This window comes from Marinobacter oulmenensis (assembly GCF_014201735.1).
In the GTDB taxonomy this organism is placed as follows: domain Bacteria; phylum Pseudomonadota; class Gammaproteobacteria; order Pseudomonadales; family Oleiphilaceae; genus Marinobacter; species Marinobacter oulmenensis.
Genome location: NZ_JACHFE010000001.1, coordinates 684,752 through 702,384 on the forward strand (window position 1 = coordinate 684,752; position 17,633 = coordinate 702,384).

Annotated in this window: 15 protein-coding genes; 10 read left to right on the plus strand and 5 right to left on the minus strand. The window is 59.9% G+C overall.

Features of this window, described 5'->3' with window-relative positions; translation table 11 throughout:
- Positions 1-68: 68 nt before the first annotated feature.
- The 4 genes from tssC to HNR38_RS03100 form a co-directional block, all read right to left on the minus strand.
- A complete protein-coding gene (gene tssC / locus HNR38_RS03085; RefSeq protein WP_183699639.1) occupies positions 69-1,568 on the minus strand; it encodes a type VI secretion system contractile sheath large subunit in 1,500 nt (499 codons plus the stop codon).
- A gap of 12 nt (positions 1,569-1,580) precedes the next feature.
- Positions 1,581-2,114 carry a type VI secretion system contractile sheath small subunit gene (gene tssB / locus HNR38_RS03090; RefSeq protein ID WP_183699641.1) on the minus strand — a complete coding sequence of 178 codons (534 nt, stop codon included), beginning with the start codon at positions 2,112-2,114 and terminating at the stop codon, positions 1,581-1,583.
- Between the two features lie 50 nt (positions 2,115-2,164).
- Complete coding sequence (locus HNR38_RS03095) at positions 2,165-2,920, minus strand: hypothetical protein (RefSeq protein ID WP_183699643.1); 756 nt, start codon at positions 2,918-2,920, stop codon at positions 2,165-2,167.
- A 71-nt stretch (positions 2,921-2,991) separates the two neighbouring features.
- The gene (locus tag HNR38_RS03100) at positions 2,992-3,459 is read right to left on the minus strand and encodes a copper resistance protein NlpE N-terminal domain-containing protein (RefSeq protein ID WP_183699645.1); all 468 of its coding nucleotides are present in this window, start codon (positions 3,457-3,459) and stop codon (positions 2,992-2,994) included.
- Positions 3,460-3,700: 241 nt separating this feature from the next.
- Here HNR38_RS03100 and tssJ point away from each other — a divergent pair, with 241 nt between their 5' ends.
- The 9 genes from tssJ (at position 3,701) to HNR38_RS03145 (ending at position 16,929) form a co-directional block, all read left to right on the plus strand.
- Positions 3,701-4,210: a type VI secretion system lipoprotein TssJ gene (gene tssJ / locus HNR38_RS03105; RefSeq protein WP_221275630.1), complete on the plus strand. Its 510-nt coding sequence runs from the start codon at positions 3,701-3,703 to the stop codon at positions 4,208-4,210.
- A gap of 84 nt (positions 4,211-4,294) precedes the next feature.
- Positions 4,295-5,641 carry a type VI secretion system baseplate subunit TssK gene (tssK, locus tag HNR38_RS03110; protein ID WP_183699650.1) on the plus strand — a complete coding sequence of 449 codons (1,347 nt, stop codon included), beginning with the start codon at positions 4,295-4,297 and terminating at the stop codon, positions 5,639-5,641.
- Positions 5,638-6,351, plus strand: a complete 714-nt coding sequence (gene icmH / locus HNR38_RS03115) for a type IVB secretion system protein IcmH/DotU (RefSeq protein ID WP_183699652.1) — start codon at positions 5,638-5,640, stop codon at positions 6,349-6,351. The genes tssK and icmH overlap by 4 nt, the downstream gene beginning before the upstream one ends.
- A gap of 16 nt (positions 6,352-6,367) precedes the next feature.
- Complete coding sequence (locus tag HNR38_RS03120; protein ID WP_183699654.1) at positions 6,368-10,366, plus strand: type VI secretion protein IcmF/TssM N-terminal domain-containing protein; 3,999 nt, start codon at positions 6,368-6,370, stop codon at positions 10,364-10,366.
- A 24-nt stretch (positions 10,367-10,390) separates the two neighbouring features.
- Positions 10,391-11,311 carry a type VI secretion system-associated protein TagF gene (tagF, locus tag HNR38_RS03125; protein WP_183699657.1) on the plus strand — a complete coding sequence of 307 codons (921 nt, stop codon included), beginning with the start codon at positions 10,391-10,393 and terminating at the stop codon, positions 11,309-11,311.
- 27 nt (positions 11,312-11,338) lie between these two features.
- A complete protein-coding gene (gene tssM / locus HNR38_RS03130) occupies positions 11,339-13,831 on the plus strand; it encodes a type VI secretion system membrane subunit TssM (protein WP_183699659.1) in 2,493 nt (830 codons plus the stop codon).
- A 188-nt stretch (positions 13,832-14,019) separates the two neighbouring features.
- Positions 14,020-14,550, plus strand: a complete 531-nt coding sequence (locus HNR38_RS03135; protein ID WP_183699661.1) for an Hcp family type VI secretion system effector — start codon at positions 14,020-14,022, stop codon at positions 14,548-14,550.
- Between the two features lie 118 nt (positions 14,551-14,668).
- On the plus strand, positions 14,669-15,781 hold the full coding sequence (gene tssA, locus HNR38_RS03140; protein ID WP_183699663.1) for a type VI secretion system protein TssA: 1,113 nt from the start codon (positions 14,669-14,671) through the stop codon (positions 15,779-15,781).
- 2 nt (positions 15,782-15,783) lie between these two features.
- On the plus strand, positions 15,784-16,929 hold the full coding sequence (locus HNR38_RS03145) for a hypothetical protein (RefSeq protein WP_183699665.1): 1,146 nt from the start codon (positions 15,784-15,786) through the stop codon (positions 16,927-16,929).
- Here HNR38_RS03145 and HNR38_RS03150 read toward each other — a convergent pair.
- Positions 16,920-17,189 (minus strand): PAAR domain-containing protein, encoded by a 270-nt coding sequence (locus HNR38_RS03150; protein ID WP_183699667.1) that lies wholly within the window; start codon positions 17,187-17,189, stop codon positions 16,920-16,922. The genes HNR38_RS03145 and HNR38_RS03150 overlap by 10 nt on opposite strands.
- A 127-nt stretch (positions 17,190-17,316) precedes the next feature.
- Between HNR38_RS03150 and HNR38_RS03155 the strand changes: the two genes are divergently transcribed.
- Positions 17,317-17,633: contractile injection system protein, VgrG/Pvc8 family (locus HNR38_RS03155; protein WP_221275631.1), on the plus strand; the 317-nt coding region annotated here is incomplete at its 3' end.

Here is a 17,633-nt window from a genome sequence, read left to right on the forward strand (position 1 = left end):
GCTATTCCGGGGGATTCCGCCACCACGACATCCCATGTCCCGGTGGCATCAGGAACCGGTCAGGCTCCTCAGGAACCCCGGGCCGATTGCGGCAGTTCGGACACCAGACGCAGGGAGGCGGTCAGCTCGTCCAACTGATAGTGCGGACGCAGGAAGGTCACCGCCTTGTAGGAACCGGGCTTGCCCGGGACCTCGGCCACTTCCACCCGGGCTTCACGCAGCGGGTACTGAGCCTTGGCTTCCTGTCCGGCGTTGTCATCCAGCAGCACATACTGGGACAGCCACTCGTTCAGGAAGTCCTCAACGTTCTGGCGGGACGCGAAGCTGCCCACCTTGTCACGCATGATCGCCTTCATGAAGTGGGCGATGCGGGACGTGGCGAAGATGTACTGCAGTTGCGATGACAGCCGGGCGTTGGCGTTGGCCACATCGGTGTTGTACTGCTTGGGCAACTGGGCGGACTGGGTACCGAAGAAAGCGGCGTAGTCCGTGCCCTTGCAGTGCACCAGAGGGATAAAGCCGAGGTCGGACAGTTCTTTTTCACGACGGTCGGTGATGGAGATTTCGGTCGGGCATTTCAGGGCCACTTCGCCATCGTCGGTCTGGAAGGTGTGGGTCGGCAGGCCTTCCACCAGACCACCCCCTTCGACGCCACGAATCGCCACACACCAGCCATATTTGGCGAAGGCATCGGTGATCCGTGTGCCCATGGCATAGGCGGCATTCATCCACAGGTATTTGTTGTGGTCCCGGCCGTCGACGTTCTCGGTGAAGTTGAATTCCTCCACTGGCGCGGTGTCCTCGCCGTAGGGCAGGCGTCCGAGCACATGCGGCAGTGTCAGGCCGACATAGCGGGCATCCTCGGAATTGCGGAACGACTTCCACTTGGCGTACTCAACCGTATCGAAGATCTTGGAAAGATCCCGGGGGCCGGCCATGTCTGTGAAGGAATCCCAGCCAAACAGTTCGGCGGAGGCTGAGGATATGAAGGGCGCGTGTGCCGCAGCCGCCACGTGGGAGACCTGCTCCAGCAGGTACATGTCCTGCGGGTGGCGGCCGAACTCGTAGTCACCGATCATCATGCCGTAGGGCGCGCCACCAAAGGTGCCGTATTCCTCTTCGTAGACTTTCTTGAACAGGGCACTCTGGTCGAATTCCGAGGCTGACTTGAGGTCTTTGACCAGATCCTTTTTGGACGCGTTCAGGATATGGATCTTCATGTTCGGGCTGGTCTCGGTCTGATCGGTCAGGTATTTGAGACCGCGCCAGGAGGCTTCGAGTTGCTGGAACTCGCTGGCGTGCATAACCTCGTTCAACTGGTCCGAGAGCAGGGAATCGATTTCGGCGATACGCGAATCCAGTACGGCAATCAGGTCCTTACTGGGTGTGACCTCGCCTTCCAGAACCTGATTGACGAGCTCATCGATCAGATCACGGGTGCGGGTTCGTTCGGTTTCCGAACGGGCAACCCGGCTTTCGGAAATAATGCTGTCGAGCAGGGAGGTTTCCGGGGCAAAGATTTCCTCGGCTTCACTCTGGGCCTGTGCGTCTGTCTGGGGGTTGGTCATGGATAACTCCTTTTATTCCTTTTCATCCTGGGGGGAGGCTGCCGCTTCACGGCCGAGTTCCTCACCCAGTGCCTTGAGCTTGTCGGTGTTCTGCAGAACGTCCATCAGCAGTTCTTCAAACTTGTCGTTGCCGCCCATTTTGTTGCGCAGGTCGGCCAGCTTGTTGCGTACATCGAGCAGCTTGCGCAGGGGCTCCACCTGGCGCACCACTTCCTGGGGCTCGAAGTCCTCCATGGATTTGAAGTTGAGTTCCACGGGGAGCTGGGAGCCATCGTTGGCAAGGGTGTTGTCCACCCGGTAGCTCAGCCGGGGCTTGATGCCCTTGAGCACACTGTCGAAGTTGTCGCGGTCGATGTTGACGAATTTGCGGTCCTTCAGGCGCGGCAGGGGTTCCAGGGGATTACCGGAGTAGTCGCCCATCACACCCACGACGAAGGGCAGTTCCTTCTTCTCGATGCTGTCGCCGATTTCCACATCGTAAGTCAGGTGAACGCGGGGCGCCCGGATGCGGGAGAGTTTGTGCTGGGTACTTTCACTGTTGGCCATGGTGTCATCCTTTGTCGTTATGGCTGAGTAGGGTTCGGGACTGAGTGCGGTCAGTCCCGTGCTGCTTCCTGCAATGTCATGGTCAGTTGTTCACGCAGGTCATCCTGCATGGCGTCTATCGCATCTACGGAAATGAGTTCCTCGAAGCTGCGGCTGCCGGAAATTTCGGTACTGTGACGAATCACCTCATCGTTCGGCAGCGAGGAAGTGACCGGTGAGCTGATGACGCAGAAGGGCAGTTGCCCGAAGTCGTCCAGGCTCTGGAACCCGACCGGGAAACGCAGCCCTTTGAACAGGCGCCCCAGGCCACCTGCCCGGCTGAAGCAGTGGAACAGCATCAGGTAGTGAAGCACGAACCGGTGCAGTTCCGAGCCGCTGCGGTTGGGGTCCTTGACCACCTGACGGAACAGGCTGAGGTCGAAGGAGTTATAGCCCACAACCCAGCGGGTCGGGCTGGTCACCCGGATGCTGGTGCCGTTTTCGAGCACGTGGTCATATTCCAGCGGGAACAGCTCCGGTGTCGAGTTGATGATATGAAGCGGAACCTCCAACTCATTGATCAGGTTGAACGGGCGCTGTCCCGCATGTTTGTCGAAGAGCGTCCGGAATTCCTTGAAATGATGCTGGGTCTCGCGCCCGCTGCCGCGTGGTGCTCCCTGCAGGTATTCCCCGAACAGGGGCTGCGGGCGAACCAGGGGGGAGACCGTGGCCAGGTAATCCGCTGCCTGGGATTTCAGCAGATCGGAGATCCGGCGGGTCTGCTTGCGGGACCGGATGAAATCCTCAACGTTAAAACTCTGCGACATGTTCTGTTCCTGTTGGACGATGTCGGTGTGTCGCCGACGTTGGTGATCACGTCTGGGTCAGCCGGCTGACGTCAGGGCGTTGCTGCTGCCAGTTCCGAGGCAATTCGATTGAGCAATACCGGATCGCCCTCGGCGTTGTTGACCGGGTTGCCCCGGGCATCCAGGGGTTGCAGCTTGCCGTCAGCATCGGACTGATAGAGCCTTTGCTCCCCAACCTCGGGGTGCAGTACGTACAAGTCCTGCTGCCGGGAGCCTTTGCCGTCGCTGTGAGACCATTGGCCCCAACTGGTGTTAACGCGTTCGCCGCCAGGCGCATCAATGCGCGTTTCGTGCAGATAGAACCCGGCTGGCGCGCCGGTGCTGGCGCTGCGTTTCAGGATTAAATCGGTGTGGATGCCCTGGCAATCGTTGCAGGGGAGGGTGCCGCCAAATCGCTCAGTCACCCTGATAAAGTTCGTATCAGGATTGGGATCACTGGCACAGGCTGTCAGTAACAGCAGCCCGGCGGCAACCAGTGTATTGCGGCTAATCGCTTTCATGCTCGAAGCCATCCTTGGAATATGTGATGTGTGAACGTCCTAGTCCTTGTTCAAGACGTTATCTTATTGTAACGTTTTGGAGATGTTCAAGGTGAACATTCAATAAACCTGATTCGGGTTTTCTGGCACCAGTTCTCATTCGGGCATGGTGAGCCAGTAAAGATGGACCGACGGATCGACGATTCAACGGAATGGAATCGCAATGAAGGTGTTTATCCGCAGTTTGGGAGTCTGCTCCCTTTTGCTTGCACTCGTGGGTTGTGGCGTTGCCGATCGTGTAGGAAACCGCTTTGAGGATACCTGGGCGGGTGAACTGGTTGGCAATGAAGAACGGGTGCGGGTTGTCATCAATGCCGACGAATCCCTTAATCCGGGGGTCGACGGTAAACCTCTCTCGGTGGTTCTCCGAATTTATCAATTGTCAGAGCGTGGACCTTTTGCCACGGCCTCACCGCGTCAGCTCTGGAACGACGCTGAAGGTGTGCTGGGCCGGGGCCTGATCTCGCAACGCGAGGTCACCTTGCTGCCGGGGCAGTTGAAGGTTGATCTTGCCGCTCTGGATCCCGCTGCCCAATACGTCGGCGTGGCAGCCTTTTTCCGTAATACATTCAATAACGACTGGCAGGCAGTGTTCAGTGCCGACCAGTTGCGCACGGATGGTCTGCTAGGCGCGTCTGAAGGCGTCTACCTGCATCTGGTCGAGGATCGCATGGAGGTCACCCGAGGGCAGACCTTTCTGGCAATAGAGTAGAAAACCGACAGCGAAGGATCGCGCCATCAAAACTGACGTTGGTGGCTTTGTGTTGAACAGGAACTCAGAGGTTCAGACAAGGACGTGAGTAAACGTAACCGCATTATGTGGTCGGAGGGTATGTTCCTCCTGCCACAGCATTTCCAGTATCAGGACGAATTCCATCAGCGGCAGTTGGCGGAGGCCCGCCACAGTCAGTCGCCATTCCAGTGGGGCGTGCAGGCGCTGGCCTTTGACGAGGGCGCACTGGAACAGGGGACGCTACGCCTGACACGGCTCAAACTGCTGTTTCCGGATGGCACGTTGATCGATGCGCCGGAACATGACCCGCTGCCTCCCGGCCGGGATCTCAACGAGCTTTCCCGTAACGGCGAAGTCCGGGTGCATGTCGCGCTCAGGGCTCTGGAACCCTGGTCTCCCAGCTACCTCGATCCGCAGGCTCCCCGCCACGGCGGTCGCCGTTACCTGCAGAGTTTTGAAACCCTGCCGGATCTCAATGAAGGGTCGCTGGAGAATGAGCTGGGTACCCTGGAACTCAACACAACCCTGCTCATGGAAGGGGATACGCTGGACGGCTTCACCTATTGCCCGATTGCGCTTCTGAAGCGAAACGCTGCCGGTGGTTTCAGTCTCGACACCGAGAACTTCATGCCACCGGCCCTGCACATGGACGCGGTCTCCCTGCCATTCGATATCGGCAACCGCCTGATCGGCATGTTGCAGGCGCGCAGTGATGCACTGTCCGGGCGCCGTCGGGAGCGGGCCGACCAGGTGGCGGAGTTTGGTTCCAGTGATGTCACCCTGTTCTGGCTTCTCTACACCATCAACCGGGCTTATCCCCAGTTGGCGCATCTGCTGGCCCATCCCGGGCTGCACCCGGAAACCCTGTACCGGTTCCTGGCGGAACTGGCAGCCAGCCTGATGACCTTCTCCATGTCGCACAAACTGGCGGATATCCCGGAATACAACCATCGTGACCCGGCTGGTGTGCTGCTGGCTCTGGAGGGTGTTGTCCGGGAACTGCTCGAGGTGGTGGTGCCCAACCAGTACATCCCGATTCCGCTGGAGCAGACCCGGTCTTCCTACTACGTTGGTCGGCTCAACGATGCCCGGCTCAAGGATGCCGAGTTCTACATCAGCGTGCATGCCGATATGCCCGGCGCCCAGATACTTGAACTGGTTCCACGGGCATTCAAGGTTGGCCCGCCAGAGGAGATCGAGGTCGTGGTCAACACCGCCATGCCGGGCGCTACCTTGACCCACACTCCGCGGTTGCCCAGCTCCATCCCGGTGCGCCTGGATAACCATTACTTCGCACTGGAGCCGCATGGCGCGGTTTACGAGCGGATGATGGAGTCCCAGGCCATTGCCTTTTACGTCCCTAGTGGATTCAAGAATCTCACCATAGAACTGATGGCGGTAATGAAATGACCGAGCCCCAGACTCATTCTTACGATGTCGCCGAACAGCGAACCCTGAAAAACCTCTCCCGCGATTTTATTTCCATGGTGCTCATGGTTCGCAACGGACAGGAGGCGGAAAGCGTTGAAGCCTTTCTGGAACGTGTGGACCAGTGGCTGCGTGAGTTCGAGGAAAAGGCCCGTGCCGCCAACTACAGCGCCGAAGCGGTCAAGGATGCCCAATACGCCCTGTGTGCCTTCCTGGATGAAAGTGTCCTGAAAGGTGGCGCCGGTAATATCCGGGACCATGTTGAACTGGACCCTTTCCAGTACCGCTACTTCGGTGTGCATCTGGCGGGTGAAGGGTTCTATGAGCGGCTGGACAACCTGAGGCAGGACCTGCGCGCCAATGTGGATGTGCTGGAAGTCTATCACCTCTGCCTGGCACTGGGGTTTGAAGGCAAATACAGCTTTGAAAGCCGGGATCAGCTTCGCTACATCGCCAACACTCTGGGGCAGGACATCGCCCGCTATCGCAAGCGCGAAGACAGCAGTCACGACAGCTGGCAACTGCCGGATCAGGTGGGCCAACTGCTGCGTTATGAGATTCCTCTGTGGGTGTACCTGCTGATCATCGTCGTGGTCTGTCTGGTGGTCTACGGCGGGCTGCGCTGGTGGCTGGGTAGCGAAACCGATTCGCTGATTGAGCAGATCCAGAATCTGTTCAACATGAACCGCTGACGGGGGCGAGGTCGATATGCGTTTTCTTCGATTCCTTCGTGCCCTGAAAGGGTTCTGGCCACTCTCCATCGTGCTCTGGCTGGTCGGGCTGTCGCTGTGTGTTCTGCTGCTGCCACTGGTCACCCAGGAGCGCGAACTCATTTTCATCGCCATGGCGCTGGTAACGGCATTCTGGTTGCTGGTGGTCGTGCTGCGGCAGTATTACCGGGTCCGTGCCGAGCGCAACATCGAAAATCTGGTGGAACTCGAAGTCCACCGGGAAGCCGCGGACAACGACCAGGGCGACTTCCAGATTCTCAGTGAACGCCTCAAACATGCCATGGCAATGCAACGGGCTGCCCGGTCCGTGGATGGTGGCAAGGCGTCCCTCTACGAGTTGCCCTGGTACCTGGTCATCGGCATGGCCGCTTCTGGCAAAACGTCGCTGCTCACGCGCTCTTCCCTGTCTGCAACCATGGCGGGGGGCAGCAACCTTTCCGGTGTCAGCGGCACCCAGCACTGTGACTGGTATTTCAGCCGCGAGGCGGTGATGATCGATACCGCCGGGCGCTATCTGGTGGAAGACCGCCCGGCAAGTGAGTTCTCCAACTTTCTGAAAACCCTGCGCAAACAGCGCCGGAAACCGGCCATCAATGGTCTGGTTCTGGTGGTCAGCCTGCCGGAACTGTTGCAGCAGTCGCGTCAGGAAATGCATGCCCTGGCCGAGAAACTGGTGGCCCGGGTGGATGAATACCGCCGTTGCCTGGGCAGTAACCCGCCGCTCTATCTGTTTTTCAGTAAATCCGATCTCCTGCCCGGGTTCACCCGCACCTTCGAGGCCATGGATTCGGCCGAGCGCCAGCGGCCCTGGGGCCTGACGTTCTCTCTGGAAGAGCTGCGACGGCAGGGCGTGACCCAGGCTTTTCAGCAGCAGTTCCCGTCACTGGTCACTTCCCTGCGTCATCGGGTTGATCAGCGCGTACTGGAAGAAGGCGCCGATGCGGACAGCGAGCTGTTGCGATTCCCGGACTATTTCGCGGAGCTATCCGGCGTACTGAGTGATTTTCTGGAGCAGTTCGACAGCGAACACAATGCCGACCGGGCGCCGATGCTGCGTGGCCTGTACTTCACCAGCGCCCTGCAGACCGGCGACAGCCTGCCGCCGCTGCTGGAGGAGCAGACCCGCAATGAGTTCGCTCTGGCGCCTTCGGCCGGGCTTGGTGCTGAAGCCCGTACCGGCGAAAAGAGCTACTTCATCACCGATGCCTTCCGGAAGGTGATTTTCCCGGATCGCAACCTGAGTCTCTATTACTCCCAGCACGGGGATCAGCGCTCCCTGCCCACGCTGCTGATCGGCGCCCTGGGGGCGGTAGGGCTGGCAGCCATCGCCGCGCAGGGCTGGTCTGCCTACAACAACCATCAGTGGATTGATTCGGTCCAGCAGCGGGTGGATACACTGGCGACGGAAAACCGGGTTGACCACCTGAGTGTGCGCAACCGCCGACTCCTGCTCGACACCCTGGAGCAGCAACTGGCCCGGATCGAGCGTCATCGGGAAAACGGTATCCCCCTGGAGCTGGGCCTGTGGCTCTATCAGGGCGAAGACATGCACGACCCGCTCAAGCAGGCCTGGGCTTCGCTCTTCACCCGTGATGTGTTGACTCCCATTTCCCTGGGGCTGATCGATCAGCTGCGGTCACTCGACCAGTTTGGCCAGCCGGACAACCGGTCGTCCGGATCCGGCCAGGGCATTCAGTCCAAGGGTACTAGCAACCGGGCCTCGGGCCTGAATGCCACGTCGGAAGCCGTGGGCGAGCGTTCCCGCGATCTCGGGGAAGACACCCTGGCGCAAATGCAGGAGCGTTCCGGCCGAACGCCCACCATGGGCAGTGTGCCCACCAGTGCGTCAGAACTGGGCAGTCGGGCCCGTGGCGAAATGCGCTCGCGCACCACGGATAACGTCCGCGAGGCCTGGTATTCCATGAAGAGCGGGGCGGAATCCTCTCTGGAGGAAGGCCTGCGTGACCGCACTCGTTCCATGGGCAGTGCGGTTGGCAGCAACGGCGATGACGCCTCCGAGCTGAAGCTTTCGGGTGAGCAGGGGCCATCGCTTTCTGAAGAAATGCTGACCCGTCTGTCCCGGGACGATGTTGCGCAACTGATTGAAAGCTACTCATCGCTCCAGCTCTACCTGACCCTGACCGATCCCACCACCCATCAGGATCAGGGCGACTTTGTTGCCTCCACGCTGCCCCGGTTGTGGGCCGACTACGCGGATCGTCGTGGCCGGAATACCACCCGGGAAACCATCATGGATAACGCCGCGCTTTACGTGCACTACATGCAGCAGGGTACGGCGCCGGCACTTGAGCGCGACGACGCCCTGGTGGCGCACAGCCGTGACCGCCTCAATACCTTCCTGATTGACAGCACGCTGGTGGATCGCGAATACCTGCGTTACCAACTGGAAGTGGAGGAACGCTACAAACCGCTCACGCTGTCGAAAATGGTGCCGGACATGAAAGGGCGGCTGCTTTATTCAAGCCGGGCTGTTCCTGCGTTCTATACCCGCAAGGTGTGGGACGAGTACCTGCGCCCGGCGATTATCGAGACCGTTTCCGGTGATCTGCACCACGAGACCGACTGGGTGCTTGATGACAAGAACGTGGATGACGCGGTGCGCTCCAAGGCCCGTTTTGTCAGCCAGTTGATGGCCCGCTACAAGCGCGATTATGCCATCGCCTGGGAGCGTTTCCTCGATAATACCTACATCTCCAGCTTCGACACGCTCGAGCAGGCAAGCACGACCCTGGCTGATCTCAGCGATCTGCAGGATTCCCCGCTGCGGCAGATACTGGAAATCGTGGATGCCAACACGGACTGGGATGACCCTAGCTCCGGCGAAGACGGTGAGGGCAACTCCGACGTTGCCGGTGACGGAACCTTCTGGGGCCGCGTGATGCGCGTGTTTGAAGGCAGCGACGGTGCGGCGGCCAGCGTGAATGTGTCCACTCTGCCCAAGATCAACGACGGGCTGCTGACCCGCCATTTCCGGCCGGTTGCCCGCATGCTCGTGGCGGATGACACCACCGGCAGTGACGACTCGGTTCTCAATCAGTACCTGCTGAACCTGCGCCAACTGAAAGTGCGGGTGGACAACGTGCGCAGCGCTCAGGATGTGGGCAACGCCAGTAAGGCACTGATTGTCTCGACCCTGTCCGGGCAGCCGAATGAAATCAACACATTGCGGAATTTTGTCGCGTCCCGGATTCACACCTCCAACACACCGCTGGCCCGCGCCCTTGAGCCGCTGTTCAGTGTGCCTGTTGAGAACACCCGCAATGCCCTGAATGCCCCGGCGAGGGACCAGTTGCATGCGGCCTGGGAGGAGAAAATCGCCAAACCCTGGGGCCAGATGATCACCGGGCGTTACCCGATGAACGAATCCGTGAACGAGGCATCGATACGGGACGTGGAGTATTTCATCGATCCGGACAGCGGTGTTATGCCCCGGTTCCGGAAGGACGAAATCGGTGAGCTCGCCGGTCCCGGGGGCGATCAGAGTGCCCCGATGGTGGATCCGCGCATGCTCTCAAGCATTGAGAGCGCCGCCGCCCTTGGGCGTGTCATCGACAGTCTCTCCGATCTCCGTAACGGTTTTGAACTGCAGATGAACCCGACCTCCGGGCTGACCGACATCATCCTGACCATTGACGGGCAGCGTCTGCATTACCGGAATAACACCCAGTCCTGGGAACGGTTGACCTGGCCCGGCGACAGCGAGGCCTTCGGGGCCCGCATGGATATCGTCAACAGCGAAGGGCAGCGGCACACGGTCTTTGACTATCCCAACCGCTGGGGCTTTTTGCGCATGGTCGAAAGTGCCCACATTGTGCCCATCGATAACGCCCGGCAACGCCTGAGCTGGCATACCTACATGGGGACCGTGAGTTTCGATGTACGCAACTTCGGCGGGGTGAAAGTCTCGGATCTGACAGACATCAAGTCGCTCAGGCTGCCGGACATTGGTGAATAAGCCGCTTATGAAGAGGAATCGTTCATGATCGGCTGTTTTGGCAAGCTGCCCTCAAAGGCAGACTTTGTGGGCCGCAATGCCTCCGGCGAGGTGATTCAGGAACTGGACCAGTGGCTGCAGAATGCCCTGTTGCAGTTTCTTGATCACGAGGACTGGCAGCACCGGTTTGATGCGTTGCCCGTGTGTTTTTTCAACTATCACGCGCGCAATGGCAGTGATGTGATGGGGGCGATGATCAGCTCGGCGGATGCGTCCACTCGCCGATATCCGTTCTTTATCTTTCAGATGCTGAAAGCGGAGGGCGGCCGGGAAGCGGTGCTTCCGTTCATCAATACCATGGTGGAGACGTTTGCCGGGCAAGCCCAGCAGATACTGAAGGATTCCGTACATGGAAATGCGCCGATTGATCCGGTGGCAGCGATTCAGGACCTGCGGGCATTCAATGCCCAGGACCTGGCACTCTACCAGCGCATCCATGAGCGGTTTCTCCATGACTACAGCTTTGATGATATTGCCCGGGCCCTGCAGTGGGGCTGGCCGGAATTTGTCAGTGGCGCCTGTTTGCACCGGCTCCACTACGCCCTGGGCCGGTGGTACGACGGCAGCACCGAGGCTGTGATGCTGCCGCTGCCGGCGGAGCGCGGCCTGAAGCGCCCGGTTGCCGATCTGTGGCAACAGTGGCTGGGCCGGGCCTGTGCCATGGGGACGCCGGTGATGAGCCTGCTGATAGACGATTTTATGCGGCCGAGGCTGTTGCTGATGCCGGTCTGGCGGAGTGCGGAGCAGTTCTTTGAGGTGCTCTCCAACCCCGGCAACCGACAGTTGTGCATCGACGTGCTCTCGCCGTTTGCTGATGGCGAGGCCCATCCGGGAACGCTGCAGTTGCCGGATACCGGGCTGAGCCTGGCTGATTTTATGGACCGTTTTTCCCGCCATGTGCGGTAAACAAAGGAATGTGAGCAGATTGTGGCCATGAAACGTTTCAAATTCGCTTATGTGAAGTATGCGTTTTTCAAGTATCAGCCCTACATCCTGGGCATACTGTTCTTCGCCGCTATCTTTCTGATCTGGCGGTTGGGGGTAGCTTTTGGCGCGTCCTCGCTGGCCAGCCTGCTGACCGGTATTCTGTTTTTCGTGCTGGTCTCGGCGCTGTACATATTGCTGCTGTATCGGGGCGTGGGGCAGAAACGTGATCTGGAATACCTGCTTCGGGAAGATGCCGATGCGGCCGTGCTCAACGCCAGTCCCGAGGACCGGGAAGAAATCAGCCTGCTGCGCGAGCGCCTGCTCAAGACCATCGAACGGCTGAAGAAAAGCGGCAAGGGCAAGGGGCGCCGGAAAAACGATGCCCTCTATTCACTGCCCTGGTATATGATCGTCGGCCAGCCGGCGGCGGGCAAAAGCACCATGGTGTATCAGTCCGGGCTGAATTTTCCCTTTGCCGAGCGTGAGAACGCACGGGTGGCGGGCATGGGCGGAACCCGCCATTGCGACTGGTTCTTCAGCTCCGATGCGATTCTGCTGGATACCGCTGGCCGGTACATGGACAGCGAGGAAGAGGCCGGCAAGTGGAAGGGCTTCCTGACTCTGCTGAAGGACTATCGCCGCCAGTGCCCGCTCAACGGACTGATTGTCACCGTCAATATCAGCGATGTGGTCCAGGCCAGCGATACCGAGCGCAACAATCTGGCCCGGCGGCTCCGGGAAAGGATTCAGGAGGCCCGGGAGCACCTGGAAGCCCGGCTGCCGATCTACCTGGTGTTCACCAAGTGCGATCTGATAGAAGGCTTTACGACCTTCTTCGACCGCCTGGACCCGGGCCATGAGAGCGAAGTGATGGGGCACACCTTCCCGCACATCCAGCCGGACGACGTTAACTGGAGCCGCCAGTTTGACGACGCCCTGGCCACGCTCTGCCGGCACTGGCAAAAGGTGGCGGACGACGAAATCGTCCAGCGAGATATCGTCGATACCCAGCGAGAGATAGCCGCGTTTCGCTTCCCCCTGGAGCTCAATGGCCTGCGCGATCCCCTGGCGCGCTTCGTGGAAGTGCTGACCAACGCCAACCCGTATCAGAGCGCGCCTCTGCTTCGGGGGTTCTATTTCGTCAGCGCCCTCCAGGAAGGCGGCACCATTGAAGGCGAGCATGCCGCCAGGGTTGGCCGCCACTTCGCCCTGACCCGCCCGGATGAGTCATCCGGAGAGCGTGTGGCCCGTCCGTTCTTCATCGATAAACTGTTTCGCAAGGTCATCATTGCCGACCAGCACTTGGCCGGACTCTACTCCAGCGACACCCGAGGCCGGCGTCGCAAGCTGCGCTGGACCCTGGCTGCCGGTCTGGCCGGTTTGATCGTCTGCGGCCTGTGGGTGACGTCTGCCGTGCGCAACCACGGCGACATTGAAGCGATGTCCCGGGCCTTTGCCGACGCGAAAACAACGGATAGCGCGCGCGGCCAGGAACAGTACGCCCGCTGGGCGACACTCGACGCGCTTCGGAAATGGAGCAGCCGGTATTATCAATGGCGCGAGGATGGCCCGCCCTGGTCGTTGGGCTGGGGGCTCTATCAGGGTGAGGCGATTGAGCCGGAGTTGCGTGCCCAGTACTTTGAGCGCCTGCGGCCGGTCATGCTGGAGCCGGTCGAGCAGAACCTCACCCGGTCCCTGTTCACGCTGACGACCATACCGGTGTACCGGCGCAACAGTGATGAACTGCACGCGGTTGAAGGCCCGGAGTCGGTTTCTCCCTTTGCCCGGCCCCGGGATAACAGCGCGGAGTCCCTGGCCCGTTTCGGGCGTTCCACCCTGGACACCTACCTGATGCTGTCTGATGTGGAGCGCTCAGAGATCGATTCCGATGAGTTGCGCGGCCAGCTCCCGGCCTTCTGGTATCCATCCATCCAGAAACAGACCGGCGTGGCCATTGATGAAAACGAGCGGGATTACCGTTACGCCGGACGACAGATCGACTTCTATCGTCAGCAGATCCGTGAGCCGGATGTACCGCGCATTTCCTCAAACGCGTTTCTGGTGTCGAGCAGCCGGAATTACATCGACAGCCTCCTGGAGCAGACCCTGACCAGCATGGAAACCATCGTGCTGGAATCCGACACACTGTTCGCCTTCGGGCGGGGAGACTACAAGGGCCTTCAGGCGGCCGGTCAGCAGGAGCTCGATAACCTGGCCGAGCGCCTGCTCAACACCCAGGACCTGGGGCAGATCCTGATCACCGGGCACGCGGACCCCATCGGTAACGAAACCGTGAATCAGAAACTGTCATTGCAGCGTGCCATGACCATCCGGCAGTACCTGATCGGTAAAGGAGTACCGGCGGGACTGATCGAAGCGAAGGGGGCCGGCAGTCAGCGCCCGCTGGTGACCTGTGATCCGGACCAGTCCCGGGCACAACTGATCGACTGTCTGGCGCCTAACCGTCGAGTGGAGATTGAAGTCCGGAAACAACAGTAAACAGCTAAGGAGGGCAATCGTCGAATAGAGTGTGACGCAGTTAAATAAAACGGAATGAAAGGCTTAATCATACCGCCGATCATCACTAGATTGGGCCGGTGTGTTTAGGATTGAACACAACTCAGCTAGCGACCGCGAAAGACACCCCGGGTGGCTTTCGTCAAATAGCAAAAGGAGATTAAACCAGGATGGCTTTCGATACTTACCTCAAAATTGACGGCATTCCGGGAGAGAGCCTGGATGAGAAACACCCTGACTGGATCGAGCTGAAAAGCTTTGACTTCGGTGCCAGCCAGGCGACTTCTGCAACAGCCAGCTCTGCCGGTGGTGCGTCTGCCGAGCGTGTCAACCTCAGTGAGTTCCAGGTCCAGAAGCTTGTGGACAAAGCTTCTCCGAAACTCTTCGAGGCATGCTGTAAAGGCCAGCACATCAAGGAAGTGGTGCTGCACGTCAACCGTGCCGGTGGCGACAAGGTCCGCTACATGGAAATCAAGCTGGAGGAGGTCATCGTGTCCTCCACCGATATGCAGGGTTCCTCTGCCTCATCCAGCTACGAGCGCAATGACCGGGAAGACAGTCTCGATCTGCCGTATGAGAGCGTCAAGTTCAACTACGCACGGATCAAGATCACCTATACCCAGCAGAAACGCTCGGATGGCCAGGGTGGCGGTAACGTTGCCGGTGGCTGGGACCGCACCCGCAACAAGGTCTACAGCTAAGTAGGTCCTGTTACCCCTCTGGGGTGACAGGAGGTGCGCCCGGTAGTGCCCGGATGGACTGCCGGGCGCACTTCAAGCAATCGTATTGGCCGTAGCCCGGAAGGATGGCGACAAAGACATGGAACGACTCGGCGAACTCTCAATTGATGAGCTGCTTACCCCCGTTGAAGGTGGCAGTCATGCCGGAGGCGAAGACCTCGCATTCTCTCTGCTGTTTGACGAGATCAAGGAAGCGCGTCGCGCTGATCCCACCTATTTGCCCCAGGGCGAATGGCAGACGGAACTGAAACAGTCAGACTGGGCCCAGGTGATTGGCCTGACCAGCGAGGCACTGACGGCACAAAGCAAAGACATCCAGTTGGCGGCCTGGCTATGTGAGGGCCTTGCGCACCGGGAGGGCTTTGAAGGCATTTCATTCGGCCTGATGCTGATCGCCCGCATGCTGGATGACTATTGGGAAACGCTCTATCCGGAACTGGATGAAGACGATTTTGACGAACGTGTGGCCCGCCTGAACTGGCTCGGCGACACGCTGATTGATGTAGTGCGCACGATGCCCCTGGTGATGGGGGAGCAATACAGCCTGGCGGATTATGATGAGTCGCGCCAGGTAGAGAACCAGGCACGAAACGACCCGGACGCCATGGACCAGGCGCTGAGCGACGGCAAGATCAACGACGAGATATTCCAGCGCTCGGTGGTGCTGACCAACACCGGCTTCCTGCAGGAGAAGCATGCGGTGATCAGCTCAGCGCTGGCGTCACTGGAACACCTGGACAGCATCGGGGACCAGCGTTTCGGGCGCGATGCCCCCAGCTTTATCGCCCTTGAGAAGGTCATGGTGCAGTGCCGGGACCTGATCGCAAAACTGCTGCGTGACCGGGGCGCCAATATTGTCGAAGGTGAAGACACCGAGGCGGCCGATGAGGGGGAGCAAGCCATGACTGAAGTCGTTGAGCCAGAGCCCGCGTCGGCCGGAGGCAATACTTCATCCGGCCCGCTGCGCAGCAAGCCCCAGAGCCGTGAGGAAGCTTTTGAAATGCTCAATGGCGTGGCCCGCTATTTCAAGGAGCGCGAACCCCACAGCCCGGTGCCCTATCTGATTGAGCGGGCCGTGAAGTGGGGGCGTATGCCGCTGGAGGAATGGCTCAAAGACGTGATCAAGGATCACGGCGTCATCGACAACATTCAGGACACGTTGGGCACCCAGCCCCGAAGTGAAGATTACTGATTATGTCCCGAGCTTCGATCTTTGACCTGCTCCATGAACGCCAGCCGGTGTCGGAACCGGAGCCCACCCCGGAACCGCGACAGTCCGATTATGATAATGAGCGCCTGCAGGTGCTGGACGGCCTGGCGCTGACCGCTGCCGGCCTGATCACGCTGGACAGCCTGCCAGAGGCGCACACACCGGAGCTGTCGTCATCACTGCTCGGAGCCGACGGCTACCGCTTGCTGGTTCACGAAATTGCGGATCTGCCGGTTGCCGAGGAGCCAGAGCTCGGGCGTATGGGCACCAAGGCACTGCGGCTGCACCGGCTCGTGCAATCCATAGTGCTCGAGGCGCTGATGTTGCTCGAAGCCCTGCCGGAGGATGCCCATTACGATGTGGTGTTGTCGGCGCCAGTGGTTTCTAAAGCGGCAGCCACCCTCATCATGGACCGGCTGCGGGCCGTCATTGCCGAAACCCAGTATAGCGAAAGGCTGGGCGATCTCCGCCACAGTACTGCCGGGGAGGACCCTCACACCGTGCTGGCGGTGCCCGGCGAGGGTGGCATGCCCTACGTGCTCTGGCTGAGTGTGGACACCGTGACCAACCAGCAGGATCTGGTCTCGCCAACACACAGCCAATTGCTGGTGCAGCGTTCACGGGGCACAGGGTTGCATGCCGGCGAGGCGGCTGTGGCAGTGTTGATCCGCCGCCTGTCAAACGGGGAGCCGCAGCCGGAGGAAGGATGGCTATTGGGGGCGGGAACGCTGAGGGAACATCCCGCCCGGTCGGCGCGCCGGGATCACGCAAAACGCCAGGGACTGATCGAACTGTTCGGTGAGTTCTGGCCAGAGGAAGAGACGACCGGAAAGCCCTCAAGGCTCGTTGTCGATGCGCTTGGGCTGCCGGGCAGGGCCGTTGAACTGGGCGGGGCCGTGATTGAACGCTGGCCTGAAATCGACACCATTGATGATGGCGTCAACGTGGAAGACTTCTGTGGCTGGCCCGGCGCCTCAGTGACGGCTCTGATGCTGGTGCTGGCCATCGCGGAAATGAAACCGGATGAGCACGCGATCCTTCTGTCGCTGCATGCCGAGAGCCAGTCCCGGCTATGGGCACTGCGTGGCCCCGTTGTCGAGGCCACACAAAGCGGGGAGGATCACTCGTGACCGCTGTCGCCGTTATGGGACGAGATCAGGCTCGCGCCGCAGGCGGTTTTATGGCCATGGAGGGCGACCGGCTTGCCATTGATTTTCATGGTGGGGTGGCCTTCCACGATCACCGTGGTGCCGCCATGTCCGTCTTTGGGGCAGGTGACCTTGTCGCCCACGCAGGCGGCCGGTTTGCCATCAATCAGGTAGTTGCTTTGGGCGGAGATCACTTTACCGCCATGGTTTGTAGCATCACCGAGTACGACGATTCCTTTCATCTGAGTAGGTCTTCCTGACAGGTGTGGGAGTGTCAGCCCCGTCACTGGGGCCTTTGAGAGGTTTTAATCTAGCAATCAACCCGTAATGGGGGCAAGCGTCCGTCGGGATTAAAAAGGGAATTTTACGATGGCTGAGTCCATGCTCGACAATCTGATCAACACCTTCAACACGCCGCTCTCCCAGTCCCAGCGCCTGCTGCGCCTGTCGGTCGGTGCGCCGTTGCTACCCCACCGCCTGGTGGGCGAACAGCGCGTCAGCGAACCCTTTCGCTACACCCTGGACTGCTTCTCCCAGCAGGGTGATATCGAACTCAAAACCCTGATGGCCCAGCCCGCCCGCCTGTCGGTTTTACAGGCCGATGGCGGCTACCGCCACCTGCACGGCCTGGTCTCCGAAGCCGCCCTACTGGGCGAAGACGGCGGCGTGACCTACTACCAGCTCAC